This is a genomic window from Paraburkholderia sp. Clong3, from assembly GCF_050436485.1.
Taxonomy (GTDB): domain Bacteria; phylum Pseudomonadota; class Gammaproteobacteria; order Burkholderiales; family Burkholderiaceae; genus Paraburkholderia; species Paraburkholderia tuberum.
The window spans coordinates 547740-564064 of record NZ_JBNDMH010000004.1 but is presented as its reverse complement, the minus strand read 5'-3'; the positions used below and the strand labels follow the sequence as shown (position 1 = coordinate 564064).

2 pseudogenes are annotated in these 16325 nt (G+C 67.8%); both read right to left on the bottom strand.

Features of this window, described 5'->3' with window-relative positions:
- Positions 1–181: 181 nt before the first annotated feature.
- Positions 182–3247 (bottom strand): annotated as a pseudogene (locus tag OKW30_RS40735) (non-ribosomal peptide synthetase); the annotation flags it as partial.
- A gap of 150 nt (positions 3248–3397) precedes the next feature.
- Positions 3398–16285 (bottom strand): annotated as a pseudogene (locus OKW30_RS40730) (amino acid adenylation domain-containing protein); the annotation flags it as partial.
- Positions 16286–16325 lie beyond the last annotated feature (40 nt).

The window sequence follows — 16325 nt, the reverse complement described above, 5'->3', positions numbered from 1 at the left end:
CGACGTGCTGTGCTCGTCGATCAGGTTGGCCGGCACCGCCACCTCGCGATGGCTTCCAAGGCTTGCGGCCAGATCGCAGAGCACCGGCCTGGCGAACAGCGGTGCGCACCTCCACCCCAAGCGACAGCCGCCGCAGCCGCTCCATCAGCTGCACCGCCAGCAGCGAATGACCGCCGAGCTCGAAGAAGTGGTCGTGACGGCCGACCCGCTCCAGCCCCAGAAGCTCGGCCCAGATGCCGGCCAGCGCCGTCTCGATCTCGCCTTGCGGCGCCGCATGGGCGGCCCGCGCATAGGCATCGTCGTCGGGAACAGGCAGCTCCTTGCGGTCGAGCTTGCCGTTGGCCGTCAGCGGCAGCGCCGCTAGCCGCACGAAGGCCGCCGGCACCATGTAGTCGGGCAGCCGCGCGCCAAGATGCGCGCGCAAGGCGCCGGCAAGCGCGCCTTGATCTTCCTCCTGGGCTCCCGCTTCGTGCTGGGCTCCCGCTTCCGGCGCGTACACCACATAGGCGACGAGCCGCATCTGGCCCGTTCGATCCTCACGCGCCACCACCACCGCATCGCGCACCCGCTCGTGCTCGACAAGGCGCGCCGCGATCTCGCCCGGCTCGATGCGGAAGCCGCGGATCTTCACCTGGTCGTCATTGCGGCCCAGGAACTCCAGATTGCCGTCCGCAAGGTAGCGCGCAAGATCCCCGGTCCGGTACATCCGCGCGCCTGCCTCATCACTGAACGGATCGGCCAAAAACCGCTCCGCCGTCAGCCCGGCACGGTTCAGGTAGCCGCGCGCCACCCCTGCCCCGCCGATATGGAGCTCGCCAACCGCCCCGAACGGCACCGGCGCGCCATCACCGGCCAGCAGATACACCCGCGTGTTCGCGACCGGACGGCCGATCGTCTCAACGACCGTGTCTCCCCTGGGCATGCAAACCCAGGTCGAATACGTCGTGGTCTCCGAAGGAGCGTACAGATTGCAAATCTTTTGGACGCGCGTGTTCTCGAAGACTCTTTCGATCAGACCTGCGCTCAGCGGTTCGCCCGCCAAATTGATGACGCTTGCCGAGGCGGGGACTGCTTCCTCGTCGAGCAGAGCGGTGATGGCAGAGGGTACTGTATTGATCAGCGAGACGTCCAAAGGCGCCTGCGCCAGTGCCAGGGCATTCTCAACGAGATAGAGCGTGCCGCCTTGCGAGAGCGCACCGAAGCACTCGTAGACAGACAGATCGAAGCTGATCGAGGTGGAGAACAGCATGCGGCTGGTCTCCGATTGCGCAAACACGTCGCTGTTCCAACCCAGCAGGTTCACGGTGCTTTGATGCTCGACCATGACGCCCTTGGGCGTGCCGGTGGAGCCTGAGGTGTAGATGATGTAGGCAAGATGGCGCGCGGTGAGCCCCAGCGCGCGCGGGTCGGGATCCGACGATGGCCGCCCGGCCCAGCCCGGCGTGGCGGTGTCGAGGTCGACCACGCTCACCTGACCAAGAGCATCCGCGCCGAGGGCCTGGCGCCCCGCCGCATCGCAAAGCAGCAGCCGGGGTGCGGCATCCTCAAGCACCTGGTTGAGCCGCGCGCTGGGATAGGCCGGGTCGAGCGGCACATAGGCGCCGCCCGCCTTCAGGATCGCCAGAATCCCAACCACCATGGCCGGGCTGCGCTCCAGGCAGATCGCCACCGGCTGGTCCGGCTTCACCCCAAGGCCGATCAGATGATGCGCCAGGCGGTTGGCGCGCCGATTGAGCTCGCCATAGCCCAGCTCCTCAGCCTCATGCACCACCGCCACCCTGTCCGGTGCCTGGCGCACCTGCGCCTCGAACAGCTCGTGGATGCACAGCTGCGAAGGATAGTCCGCCGCCGTCCGGTTCAGCTCCTCCAGGAGATAGCCGCGCTCGGCGGCCGGCAGGATGTCGAGCTCCCGCACCGGCGTGTTCGGCGCCCGCTCCAGCGCCTCGGTCAGCTCTTCGAGCGCCCGCTGCATGTAGCCGCAGACCCGGTCCGCAGAGACAGGCTCCGCCACCTGTGCGGTGAGGGCGAGCGCCTGGCCAAAATCTTCAACCGACAGGCTCAGCGGATAGTTGGTGCGCTCCTCCCCACCCAGCCATTCAATGCCGGACAGACCATCATCCGTCCCGGAGCCGGCCATGGCCGCCGGCGCGTTGTGACGGTAGTTCAGCAGCGCGCCGAACAGCGGCGCGGGTGCTGCGACGCCGCTGCAGCGTTGCGCCAGCGCCAGCGAGGCATGCTCATGCGCGAGCAGCTCGGAAAGCCGCGCATGCGTGGCCCGCACGCTCGCCTCGACCCCGGTGCCGTCGAGGTCGAGCCGCACAGGCAAGGTGTTGATGAACAGCCCGAGCGCACGGTCGGCGCCGGCACCGGCATGCATGCGCCCGAACAGCACCGTGCCGAACACCACCTGCTCGTGCCCGCTGCTGCGCGCCACCACCTGCCCCCAGGCCAGATGGCACAGACTGGCCAGGCTCACCCCCAGCCGCCGCGCCTGGGCCCGCAGCCGATCGTTGAGCGCCTGCGGCAGCCTCCGATGCGCCTCGCCAATCCCGCTGCCGTCGCCATGGACCTCGCTCAACCCGAACGGCAGGACCGGCTCGTCGATGTCGGCCAGCATCGCCCGGAAGAACTCTTCATGCGCCTTGGCATCGACCCCCAGCCGCGCCTGCGCCACCAGATTGCGGAACGGCTGCGGCGCGCCAAGCTCATGCGTGCGCTCCTCCAGCACCGCCCGCACCTCGGCATGCATCACGTCCAGCGTCGTGTGATCCCCGATCAAATGGTGCTGCAGCTCCAGCAGCAGCCAGCGCCCCGTGCCCGGCTCGCGCGCGATCACAAACTGCAACAAGGGTGCCCGCCCAAGGCTGATGCGATAGTGACGCGGGTCGAACCGGCGCTTCAGTTGCTCATGAGCGGGGCCGTCATCTTCATCCAGCTCGAGCTCGCTGATCTCCAGCCGCGCACGACGCCACACCACCTGGGCCGGGCTCGAGAGCCCCTCCCAGACAAAGGCCGTGCGCAGCATGTCGTGACGGTCCACCACCTGCTGGACCGCACCAAGATAGCGCTCCAACAGCTCGCGATCGGCAAAGGCCATCTGCGACACCAGCAGATACGGATCGCCCCGCCCGGCCAACAGATGATGGAACAGGATGCCTTCCTGCAGCGGCGACAGGCCATAGATGTCCTGGATGTTGGCGACCCCGCCCGGCACCGTGGCGACGACCCGGTCGATCTCTTCCTGCGTCAGCTCGATCAGCGGCAGCATCTGCGGGCTGATCGACGTGCTGTGCTCGTCGATCAGGTTGGCCGGCACCGCCACCTCGCGATGGCTTCCAAGGCTTGCGGCCAGATCGCAGAGCACCGGCCTGGCGAACAGGGTGCGCACCTCCACCCCAAGCGACAGCCGCCGCAGCCGCTCCATCAGCTGCACCGCCAGCAGCGAATGACCGCCGAGCTCGAAGAAGTGGTCGTGACGGCCGACCCGCTCCAGCCCCAGAAGCTCGGCCCAGATGCCGGCCAGCGCCGTCTCGATCTCGCCTTGCGGCGCCGCATGGGCGGCCCGCGCATAGGCATCGTCGTCGGGAACAGGCAGCTCCTTGCGGTCGAGCTTGCCGTTGGCCGTCAGCGGCAGCGCCGCTAGCCGCACGAAGGCCGCCGGCACCATGTAGTCGGGCAGCCGCGCGCCAAGATGCGCGCGCAAGGCGCCGGCAAGCGCGCCTTGATCTTCCTCCTGGGCTCCCGCTTCCGGCGCGTACACCACATAGGCGACGAGCCGCATCTGGCCCGTTCGATCCTCACGCGCCACCACCACCGCATCGCGCACCCGCTCGTGCTCGACAAGGCGCGCCGCGATCTCGCCCGGCTCGATGCGGAAGCCGCGGATCTTCACCTGGTCGTCATTGCGGCCCAGGAACTCCAGATTGCCGTCCGCAAGGTAGCGCGCAAGATCCCCGGTCCGGTACATCCGCGCGCCTGCCTCATCACTGAACGGATCGGCCAAAAACCGCTCCGCCGTCAGCCCGGCACGGTTCAGGTAGCCGCGCGCCACCCCTGCCCCGCCGATATGGAGCTCGCCAACCGCCCCGAACGGCACCGGCGCGCCATCACCGTCCAGCAGATACACCCGCGTGTTCGCAATCGGACGGCCGATATGTGGCACAACGTTGTCACTGAAGATCCGTCCCGAGGTCGCCACGACGGTAACTTCAGTAGGGCCATAGTTGTTTATTAGCTTGAGAGGCGACGGTAGCAGGGAAGGCACGCGCTGGAGACGATCACCGCCGATCAGCAAGTACTCCAACGTGAGATTTACCAGCTTGTCTTCCAGCGCGGTTGTAGCCAGCGGCGTAACTAAGAAGGCAGTCTCCAACGATTGATCACGCCACCATTGCAACAGACGCGAGGAATCTCCCGCTGCCGCTCTGGGTGGGAGCAGCAAGGTGCTACGATTGTATAAGGCAGACCATAGCTCCCAAGCGCTGGCATCGGATGCTAATCCGGCCGTGAGTGTGCAGCAGGTTTCTGGTTGCGGACAGAACGTTTGCACATGCCATGCTGTAAGGTTGACCAGGCTTTGATGCTCGACCATGACGCCCTTGGGCGTGCCGGTGGAGCCTGAGGTGTAGATGATGTAGGCAAGATGGCGCGCGGTGAGTCCCAGCGCGCGCGGGTCGGGATCCGACGATGGCCGCCCGGCCCAGCCCGGCGTGGCGGTGTCGAGGTCGACCACGCTCACCTGACCAAGAGCATCCGCGCCGAGGGCCTGGCGCCCCGCCGCATCGCAAAGCAGCAGCCGGGGTGCGGCATCCTCAAGCACCTGGTTGAGCCGCGCGCTGGGATAGGCCGGGTCGAGCGGCACATAGGCGCCGCCCGCCTTCAGGATCGCCAGAATCCCAACCACCATGGCCGGGCTGCGCTCCAGGCAGATCGCCACCGGCTGGTCCGGCTTCACCCCAAGGCCGATCAGATGATGCGCCAGGCGGTTGGCGCGCCGATTGAGCTCGCCATAGCCCAGCTCCTCAGCCTCATGCACCACCGCCACCCTGTCCGGTGCCTGGCGCACCTGCGCCTCGAACAGCTCGTGGATGCACAGCTGCGAAGGATAGTCCGCCGCCGTCCGGTTCAGCTCCTCCAGGAGATAGCCGCGCTCGGCGGCCGACAAAAGCTCGATGCGGCCGACCGGCTGCCCGGCATCGGCAACCATCGCCCGCAGCAAGGCCAAAAGATAACCGCGCTGCCGCCCGATCGTCGCTTGATCGAACAGCGCCGTGGCATAGTGCAGCGATCCGGCAATCTCCTCGCCGCACTCGCCAAGGCTCAGCTCCAGGTCGAACCTGACCTGAGCGAAGCCATTGCCGGTTGCCTCCACGCTCAGCCCTGGCAGATCGAGCGTCTCGACGGCCTCGTTCTGCCAGGCCAGCATCGCCTGGAACAACGGCGTGTGATCGAGCGCGCGCGGCGGCTTGACGATCTCAACCACCTGCTCGAACGGCAGGTCCTGATGCTCCTGCGCGGCCAGCGCCGTGCGCCGCGTGCGCTCCAAAAGCTCGGCCACGCTCGGCGCGCCCGACAGGTCCAGGCGAAGCGCGAGCGTGTTGACGAAGAAGCCGATCAGCTCCTCCACCTCGCGCCGGCCGCGATTGGCGCTCGGCACACCGATCACAACGTCGTCCTGCCCCGACAGACGCGAGAGCACCGCCGCCCAGGCCGCCAGCACCGCCATGAACACCGTCGTGCCATGCTGCCGGGCCAGCCGCTTCAGCCCCCGCGTCAGAGCCGCATCGATGACGACCGGCACACCGGCCCCGGCAAACGACTGCTGCGCCGGCCGCGGACGGTCCGTCGGCAAGCCAAGACAGGCCGGAGCGCCCGACAGGGTGTCGCGCCAGTACTGCGCCTGGCTGTGCAGCCGCTCCCCCGACAGCCACTGCCGTTGCCAGGCGGCATAGTCTCCATACTGGATCGCAAGCGGCGGCAAAGGATCGTCCTGCCCAGCCACGAACGCCCGGTAAAGGCTGCTCAGTTCACGCACCAGGACGCCCATCGACCAGCCGTCCGAGACGATGTGATGCTGCGTCAGCAGAAAGACGTGCTCCTCATCCGACAGCCGGATCAGACGAGCGCGGATCAGCGGCCCGCGCGACAGATCAAACGGCGTGTCCGCCTCTTCACGGCACAGATCCAAAAGTGCGGTCTCGGCATCCGGCCGGCCGGATAGATCGTGCTCGACCAGCGGCAGACCCGCATCCGGCGGCAGGACCTCGACCCGGGGCTTGCCTTGCGGCGCGACAAAGACATTGCGCAACGCCTCATGACGCGCAAACAGACGGTCAAGGCTCAGTTGCCATGCGGCCCGCTCGAGCCGACCCGTAAGCCGCAAGGCCAGCGGTATGTGGTAGTTGGTGCTGGCCTCATCCAGCTGCGCCAAGAACCACAGCCGCTGCTGTGCGAACGACAGCACGAGCGGCTGCTCGCGCGACACCGCCATGATCGCCGGCAGCTCGTGCGGGCCAGAGCGGCTCAACACCTCGACAATGCTTGCCGCCAGATCGGCAAGCACCGGCCTGGCGAACAGCGTCGTCAGCGGCACGTCCACGCCAACAGCCCGCGACAGCCGGCTCAACAGCTGCACCGCCAGCAGCGAATGACCGCCGAGCTCGAAGAAGTGGTCGTGACGGCCGACCCGCTCCAGCCCCAGAAGCTCGGCCCAGATGCCGGCCAGCGCCGTCTCGATCTCGCCTTGCGGCGCCGCATGGGCGGCCCGCGCATAGGCATCGTCGTCGGGAACAGGCAGCTCCTTGCGGTCGAGCTTGCCGTTGGCCGTCAGCGGCAGCGCCGCTAGCCGCACGAAGGCCGCCGGCACCATGTAGTCGGGCAGCCGCGCGCCAAGATGCGCGCGCAAGGCGCCGGCAAGCGCGCCTTGATCTTCCTCCTGGGCTCCCGCTTCGTGCTGGGCTCCCGCTTCCGGCGCGTACACCACATAGGCGACGAGCCGCATCTGGCCCGTTCGATCCTCACGCGCCACCACCACCGCATCGCGCACCCGCTCGTGCTCGACAAGGCGCGCCGCGATCTCGCCCGGCTCGATGCGGAAGCCGCGGATCTTCACCTGGTCGTCATTGCGGCCCAGGAACTCCAGATTGCCGTCCGCAAGGTAGCGCGCAAGATCCCCGGTCCGGTACATCCGCGCGCCTGCCTCATCACTGAACGGATCGGCCAAAAACCGCTCCGCCGTCAGCCCGGCACGGTTCAGGTAGCCGCGCGCCACCCCTGCCCCGCCGATATGGAGCTCGCCAACCGCCCCGAACGGCACCGGCGCGCCATCACCGGCCAGCAGATACACCCGCGTGTTCGCGACCGGACGGCCGATCGTCTCAACGACCGTGTCTCCCCTGGGCATGCAAACCCAGGTCGAATACGTCGTGGTCTCCGAAGGAGCGTACAGATTGCAAATCTTTTGGACGCGCGTGTTCTCGAAGATTCTTTCGATCAGACCTGCGCTCAGCGGTTCGCCCGCCAAATTGATGACGCTTGCCGAGGCGGGGACTGCTTCCTCGTCGAGCAGAGCGGTGATGGCAGAGGGTACTGTATTGATCAGCGAGACGTCCAAAGGCGCCTGCGCCAGTGCCAGGGCATTCTCAACGAGATAGAGCGTGCCGCCTTGCGAGAGCGCACCGAAGCACTCGTAGACAGACAGATCGAAGCTGATCGAGGTGGAGAACAGCATGCGGCTGGTCTCCGATTGCGCAAACACGTCGCTGTTCCAACCCAGCAGGTTCACGGTGCTTTGATGCTCGACCATGACGCCCTTGGGCGTGCCGGTGGAGCCTGAGGTGTAGATGATGTAGGCAAGATGGCGCGCGGTGAGTCCCAGCGCGCGCGGGTCGGGATCCGACGATGGCCGCCCGGCCCAGCCCGGCGTGGCGGTGTCGAGGTCGACCACGCTCACCTGACCAAGAGCATCCGCGCCGAGGGCCTGGCGCCCCGCCGCATCGCAAAGCAGCAGCCGGGGTGCGGCATCCTCAAGCACCTGGTTGAGCCGCGCGCTGGGATAGGCCGGGTCGAGCGGCACATAGGCGCCGCCCGCCTTCAGGATCGCCAGAATCCCAACCACCATGGCCGGGCTGCGCTCCAGGCAGATCGCCACCGGCTGGTCCGGCTTCACCCCAAGGCCGATCAGATGATGCGCCAGGCGGTTGGCGCGCCGATTGAGCTCGCCATAGCCCAGCTCCTCAGCCTCATGCACCACCGCCACCCTGTCCGGTGCCTGGCGCACCTGCGCCTCGAACAGCTCGTGGATGCACAACTGCGAAGGATAGTCCGCCGCCGTCCGGTTCAGCTCCTCCAGGAGATAGCCGCGCTCGGCGGCCGGCAGGATGTCGAGCTCCCGCACCGGCGTGTTCGGCGCCCGCTCCAGCGCCTCGGTCAGCTCTTCGAGCGCCCGCTGCATGTAGCCGCAGACCCGGTCCGCAGAGACAGGCTCCGCCACCTGTGCGGTGAGGGCGAGCGCCTGGCCAAAATCTTCAACCGACAGGCTCAGCGGATAGTTGGTGCGCTCCTCCCCACCCAGCCATTCAATGCCGGACAGACCATCATCCGTCCCGGAGCCGGCCATGGCCGCCGGCGCGTTGTGACGGTAGTTCAGCAGCGCGCCGAACAGCGGCGCGGGTGCTGCGACGCCGCTGCAGCGTTGCGCCAGCGCCAGCGAGGCATGCTCATGCGCGAGCAGCTCGGAAAGCCGCGCATGCGTGGCCCGCACGCTCGCCTCGACCCCGGTGCCGTCGAGGTCGAGCCGCACAGGCAAGGTGTTGATGAACAGCCCGAGCGCACGGTCGGCGCCGGCACCGGCATGCATGCGCCCGAACAGCACCGTGCCGAACACCACCTGCTCGCGCCCGCTGCTGCGCGCCACCACCTGCCCCCAGGCCAGATGGCACAGACTGGCCAGGCTCACCCCCAGCCGCCGCGCCTGGGCCCGCAGCCGATCGTTGAGCGCCTGCGGCAGCCTCCGATGCGCCTCGCCAATCCCGCTGCCGTCGCCATGGACCTCGCTCAACCCGAACGGCAGGACCGGCTCGTCGATGTCGGCCAGCATCGCCCGGAAGAACTCTTCATGCGCCTTGGCATCGACCCCCAGCCGCGCCTGCGCCACCAGATTGCGGAACGGCTGCGGCGCGCCAAGCTCATGCGTGCGCTCCTCCAGCACCGCCCGCACCTCGGCATGCATCACGTCCAGCGTCGTGTGATCCCCGATCAAATGGTGCTGCAGCTCCAGCAGCAGCCAGCGCCCCGTGCCCGGCTCGCGCGCGATCACAAACTGCAACAAGGGTGCCCGCCCAAGGCTGATGCGATAGTGACGCGGGTCGAACCGGCGCTTCAGTTGCTCATGAGCGGGGCCGTCATCTTCATCCAGCTCGAGCTCGCTGATCTCCAGCCGCGCACGACGCCACACCACCTGGGCCGGGCTCGAGAGCCCCTCCCAGACAAAGGCCGTGCGCAGCATGTCGTGACGGTCCACCACCTGCTGGACCGCACCAAGATAGCGCTCCAACAGCTCGCGATCGGCAAAGGCCATCTGCGACACCAGCAGATACGGATCGCCCCGCCCGGCCAACAGATGATGGAACAGGATGCCTTCCTGCAGCGGCGACAGGCCATAGATGTCCTGGATGTTGGCGACCCCGCCCGGCACCGTGGCGACGACCCGGTCGATCTCTTCCTGCGTCAGCTCGATCAGCGGCAGCATCTGCGGGCTGATCGACGTGCTGTGCTCGTCGATCAGGTTGGCCGGCACCGCCACCTCGCGATGGCTTCCAAGGCTTGCGGCCAGATCGCAGAGCACCGGCCTGGCGAACAGGGTGCGCACCTCCACCCCAAGCGACAGCCGCCGCAGCCGCTCCATCAGCTGCACCGCCAGCAGCGAATGACCGCCGAGCTCGAAGAAGTGGTCGTGACGGCCGACCCGCTCCAGCCCCAGAAGCTCGGCCCAGATGCCGGCCAGCGCCGTCTCGATCTCGCCTTGCGGCGCCGCATGGGCGGCCCGCGCATAGGCATCGTCGTCGGGAACAGGCAGCTCCTTGCGGTCGAGCTTGCCGTTGGCCGTCAGCGGCAGCGCCGCTAGCCGCACGAAGGCCGCCGGCACCATGTAGTCGGGCAGCCGCGCGCCAAGATGCGCGCGCAAGGCGCCGGCAAGCGCGCCTTGATCTTCCTCCTGGGCTCCCGCTTCGTGCTGGGCTCCCGCTTCCGGCGCGTACACCACATAGGCGACGAGCCGCATCTGGCCCGTTCGATCCTCACGCGCCACCACCACCGCATCGCGCACCCGCTCGTGCTCGACAAGGCGCGCCGCGATCTCGCCCGGCTCGATGCGGAAGCCGCGGATCTTCACCTGGTCGTCATTGCGGCCCAGGAACTCCAGATTGCCGTCCGCAAGGTAGCGCGCAAGATCCCCGGTCCGGTACATCCGCGCGCCTGCCTCATCACTGAACGGATCGGCCAAAAACCGCTCCGCCGTCAGCCCGGCACGGTTCAGGTAGCCGCGCGCCACCCCTGCCCCGCCGATATGGAGCTCGCCAACCGCCCCGAACGGCACCGGCGCGCCATCACCGGCCAGCAGATACACCCGCGTGTTCGCGACCGGACGGCCGATCGTCTCAACGACCGTGTCTCCCCTGGGCATGCAAACCCAGGTCGAATACGTCGTGGTCTCCGAAGGAGCGTACAGATTGCAAATCTTTTGGACGCGCGTGTTCTCGAAGATTCTTTCGATCAGACCTGCGCTCAGCGGTTCGCCCGCCAAATTGATGACGCTTGCCGAGGCGGGGACTGCTTCCTCGTCGAGCAGAGCGGTGATGGCAGAGGGTACTGTATTGATCAGCGAGACGTCCAAAGGCGCCTGCGCCAGTGCCAGGGCATTCTCAACGAGATAGAGCGTGCCGCCTTGCGAGAGCGCACCGAAGCACTCGTAGACAGACAGATCGAAGCTGATCGAGGTGGAGAACAGCATGCGGCTGGTCTCCGATTGCGCAAACACGTCGCTGTTCCAACCCAGCAGGTTCACGGTGCTTTGATGCTCGACCATGACGCCCTTGGGCGTGCCGGTGGAGCCTGAGGTGTAGATGATGTAGGCAAGATGGCGCGCGGTGAGCCCCAGCGCGCGCGGGTCGGGATCCGACGATGGCCGCCCGGCCCAGCCCGGCGTGGCGGTGTCGAGGTCGACCACGCTCACCTGACCAAGAGCATCCGCGCCGAGGGCCTGGCGCCCCGCCGCATCGCAAAGCAGCAGCCGGGGTGCGGCATCCTCAAGCACCTGGTTGAGCCGCGCGCTGGGATAGGCCGGGTCGAGCGGCACATAGGCGCCGCCCGCCTTCAGGATCGCCAGAATCCCAACCACCATGGCCGGGCTGCGCTCCAGGCAGATCGCCACCGGCTGGTCCGGCTTCACCCCAAGGCCGATCAGATGATGCGCCAGGCGGTTGGCGCGCCGATTGAGCTCGCCATAGCCCAGCTCCTCAGCCTCATGCACCACCGCCACCCTGTCCGGTGCCTGGCGCACCTGCGCCTCGAACAGCTCGTGGATGCACAGCTGCGAAGGATAGTCCGCCGCCGTCCGGTTCAGCTCCTCCAGGAGATAGCCGCGCTCGGCGGCCGGCAGGATGTCGAGCTCCCGCACCGGCGTGTTCGGCGCCCGCTCCAGCGCCTCGGTCAGCTCTTCGAGCGCCCGCTGCATGTAGCCGCAGACCCGGTCCGCAGAGACAGGCTCCGCCACCTGTGCGGTGAGGGCGAGCGCCTGGCCAAAATCTTCAACCGACAGGCTCAGCGGATAGTTGGTGCGCTCCTCCCCACCCAGCCATTCAATGCCGGACAGACCATCATCCGTCCCGGAGCCGGCCATGGCCGCCGGCGCGTTGTGACGGTAGTTCAGCAGCGCGCCGAACAGCGGCGCGGGTGCTGCGACGCCGCTGCAGCGTTGCGCCAGCGCCAGCGAGGCATGCTCATGCGCGAGCAGCTCGGAAAGCCGCGCATGCGTGGCCCGCACGCTCGCCTCGACCCCGGTGCCGTCGAGGTCGAGCCGCACAGGCAAGGTGTTGATGAACAGCCCGAGCGCACGGTCGGCGCCGGCACCGGCATGCATGCGCCCGAACAGCACCGTGCCGAACACCACCTGCTCGCGCCCGCTGCTGCGCGCCACCACCTGCCCCCAGGCCAGATGGCACAGACTGGCCAGGCTCACCCCCAGCCGCCGCGCCTGGGCCCGCAGCCGATCGTTGAGCGCCTGCGGCAGCCTCCGATGCGCCTCGCCAATCCCGCTGCCGTCGCCATGGACCTCGCTCAACCCGAACGGCAGGACCGGCTCGTCGATGTCGGCCAGCATCGCCCGGAAGAACTCTTCATGCGCCTTGGCATCGACCCCCAGCCGCGCCTGCGCCACCAGATTGCGGAACGGCTGCGGCGCGCCAAGCTCATGCGTGCGCTCCTCCAGCACCGCCCGCACCTCGGCATGCATCACGTCCAGCGTCGTGTGATCCCCGATCAAATGGTGCTGCAGCTCCAGCAGCAGCCAGCGCCCCGTGCCCGGCTCGCGCGCGATCACAAACTGCAACAAGGGTGCCCGCCCAAGGCTGATGCGATAGTGACGCGGGTCGAACCGGCGCTTCAGTTGCTCATGAGCGGGGCCGTCATCTTCATCCAGCTCGAGCTCGCTGATCTCCAGCCGCGCACGACGCCACACCACCTGGGCCGGGCTCGAGAGCCCCTCCCAGACAAAGGCCGTGCGCAGCATGTCGTGACGGTCCACCACCTGCTGGACCGCACCAAGATAGCGCTCCAACAGCTCGCGATCGGCAAAGGCCATTTGCGACACCAGCAGATACGGATCGCCCCGCCCGGCCAACAGATGATGGAACAGGATGCCTTCCTGCAGCGGCGACAGGCCATAGATGTCCTGGATGTTGGCGACCCCGCCCGGCACCGTGGCGACGACCCGGTCGATCTCTTCCTGCGTCAGCTCGATCAGCGGCAGCATCTGCGGGCTGATCGACGTGCTGTGCTCGTCGATCAGGTTGGCCGGCACCGCCACCTCGCGATGGCTTCCAAGGCTTGCGGCCAGATCGCAGAGCACCGGCCTGGCGAACAGGGTGCGCACCTCCACCCCAAGCGACAGCCGCCGCAGCCGCTCCATCAGCTGCACCGCCAGCAGCGAATGACCGCCGAGCTCGAAGAAGTGGTCGTGACGGCCGACCCGCTCCAGCCCCAGAAGCTCGGCCCAGATGCCGGCCAGCGCCGTCTCGATCTCGCCTTGCGGCGCCGCATGGGCGGCCCGCGCATAGGCATCGTCGTCGGGAACAGGCAGCTCCTTGCGGTCGAGCTTGCCGTTGGCCGTCAGCGGCAGCGCCGCTAGCCGCACGAAGGCCGCCGGCACCATGTAGTCGGGCAGCCGCGCGCCAAGATGCGCGCGCAAGGCGCCGGCAAGCGCGCCTTGATCTTCCTCCTGGGCTCCCGCTTCGTGCTGGGCTCCCGCTTCCGGCGCGTACACCACATAGGCGACGAGCCGCATCTGGCCCGTTCGATCCTCACGCGCCACCACCACCGCATCGCGCACCCGCTCGTGCTCGACAAGGCGCGCCGCGATCTCGCCCGGCTCGATGCGGAAGCCGCGGATCTTCACCTGGTCGTCATTGCGGCCCAGGAACTCCAGATTGCCGTCCGCAAGGTAGCGCGCAAGATCCCCGGTCCGGTACATCCGCGCGCCTGCCTCATCACTGAACGGATCGGCCAAAAACCGCTCCGCCGTCAGCCCGGCACGGTTCAGGTAGCCGCGCGCCACCCCTGCCCCGCCGATATGGAGCTCGCCAACCGCCCCGAACGGCACCGGCGCGCCATCACCGGCCAGCAGATACACCCGCGTGTTCGCGACCGGACGGCCGATCGTCTCAACGACCGTGTCTCCCCTGGGCATGCAAACCCAGGTCGAATACGTCGTGGTCTCCGAAGGAGCGTACAGATTGCAAATCTTTTGGACGCGCGTGTTCTCGAAGATTCTTTCGATCAGACCTGCGCTCAGCGGTTCGCCCGCCAAATTGATGACGCTTGCCGAGGCGGGGACTGCTTCCTCGTCGAGCAGAGCGGTGATGGCAGAGGGTACTGTATTGATCAGCGAGACGTCCAAAGGCGCCTGCGCCAGTGCCAGGGCATTCTCAACGAGATAGAGCGTGCCGCCTTGCGAGAGCGCACCGAAGCACTCGTAGACAGACAGATCGAAGCTGATCGAGGTGGAGAACAGCATGCGGCTGGTCTCCGATTGCGCAAACACGTCGCTGTTCCAACCCAGCAGGTTCACGGTGCTTTGATGCTCGACCATGACGCCCTTGGGCGTGCCGGTGGAGCCTGAGGTGTAGATGATGTAGGCAAGATGGCGCGCGGTGAGCCCCAGCGCGCGCGGGTCGGGATCCGACGATGGCCGCCCGGCCCAGCCCGGCGTGGCGGTGTCGAGGTCGACCACGCTCACCTGACCAAGAGCATCCGCGCCGAGGGCCTGGCGCCCCGCCGCATCGCAAAGCAGCAGCCGGGGTGCGGCATCCTCAAGCACCTGGTTGAGCCGCGCGCTGGGATAGGCCGGGTCGAGCGGCACATAGGCGCCGCCCGCCTTCAGGATCGCCAGAATCCCAACCACCATGGCCGGGCTGCGCTCCAGGCAGATCGCCACCGGCTGGTCCGGCTTCACCCCAAGGCCGATCAGATGATGCGCCAGGCGGTTGGCGCGCCGATTGAGCTCGCCATAGCCCAGCTCCTCAGCCTCATGCACCACCGCCACCCTGTCCGGTGCCTGGCGCACCTGCGCCTCGAACAGCTCGTGGATGCACAACTGCGAAGGATAGTCCGCCGCCGTCCGGTTCAGCTCCTCCAGGAGATAGCCGCGCTCGGCGGCCGGCAGGATGTCGAGCTCCCGCACCGGCGTGTTCGGCGCCCGCTCCAGCGCCTCGGTCAGCTCTTCGAGCGCCCGCTGCATGTAGCCGCAGACCCGGTCCGCAGAGACAGGCTCCGCCACCTGTGCGGTGAGGGCGAGCGCCTGGCCAAAATCTTCAACCGACAGGCTCAGCGGATAGTTGGTGCGCTCCTCCCCACCCAGCCATTCAATGCCGGACAGACCATCATCCGTCCCGGAGCCGGCCATGGCCGCCGGCGTGTTGTGACGGTAGTTCAGCAGCGCGCCGAACAGCGGCGCGGGTGCTGCAACGCCGCTGCAGCGTTGCGCCAGCGCCAGCGAGGCATGCTCATGCGCGAGCAGCTCGGAAAGCCGCGCATGCGTGGCCCGCACGCTCGCCTCGACCCCGGTGCCGTCGAGGTCGAGCCGCACAGGCAAGGTGTTGATGAACAGCCCGAGCGCACGGTCGGCGCCGGCACCGGCATGCATGCGCCCGAACAGCACCGTGCCGAACACCACCTGCTCGCGCCCGCTGCTGCGCGCCACCACCTGCCCCCAGGCCAGATGGCACAGACTGGCCAGGCTCACCCCCAGCCGCCGCGCCTGGGCCCGCAGCCGATCGTTGAGCGCCTGCGGCAGCCTCCGATGCGCCTCGCCAATCCCGCTGCCGTCGCCATGGACCTCGCTCAACCCGAACGGCAGGACCGGCTCGTCGATGTCGGCCAGCATCGCCCGGAAGAACTCTTCATGCGCCTTGGCATCGACCCCCAGCCGCGCCTGCGCCACCAGATTGCGGAACGGCTGCGGCGCGCCAAGCTCATGCGTGCGCTCCTCCAGCACCGCCCGCACCTCGGCATGCATCACGTCCAGCGTCGTGTGATCCCCGATCAAATGGTGCTGCAGCTCCAGCAGCAGCCAGCGCCCCGTGCCCGGCTCGCGCGCGATCACAAACTGCAACAAGGGTGCCCGCCCAAGGCTGATGCGATAGTGACGCGGGTCGAACCGGCGCTTCAGTTGCTCATGAGCGGGGCCGTCATCTTCATCCAGCTCGAGCTCGCTGATCTCCAGCCGCGCACGACGCCACACCACCTGGGCCGGGCTCGAGAGCCCCTCCCAGACAAAGGCCGTGCGCAGCATGTCGTGACGGTCCACCACCTGCTGGACCGCACCAAGATAGCGCTCCAACAGCTCGCGATCGGCAAAGGCCATCTGCGACACCAGCAGATACGGATCGCCCCGCCCGGCCAACAGATGATGGAACAGGATGCCTTCCTGCAGCGGCGACAGGCCATAGATGTCCTGGATGTTGGCGACCCCGCCCGGCACCGTGGCGACGACCCGGTCGATCTCTTCCTGCGTCAGCTCGATCAGCGGCAGCATCTGCGGGCTGATCGACGTG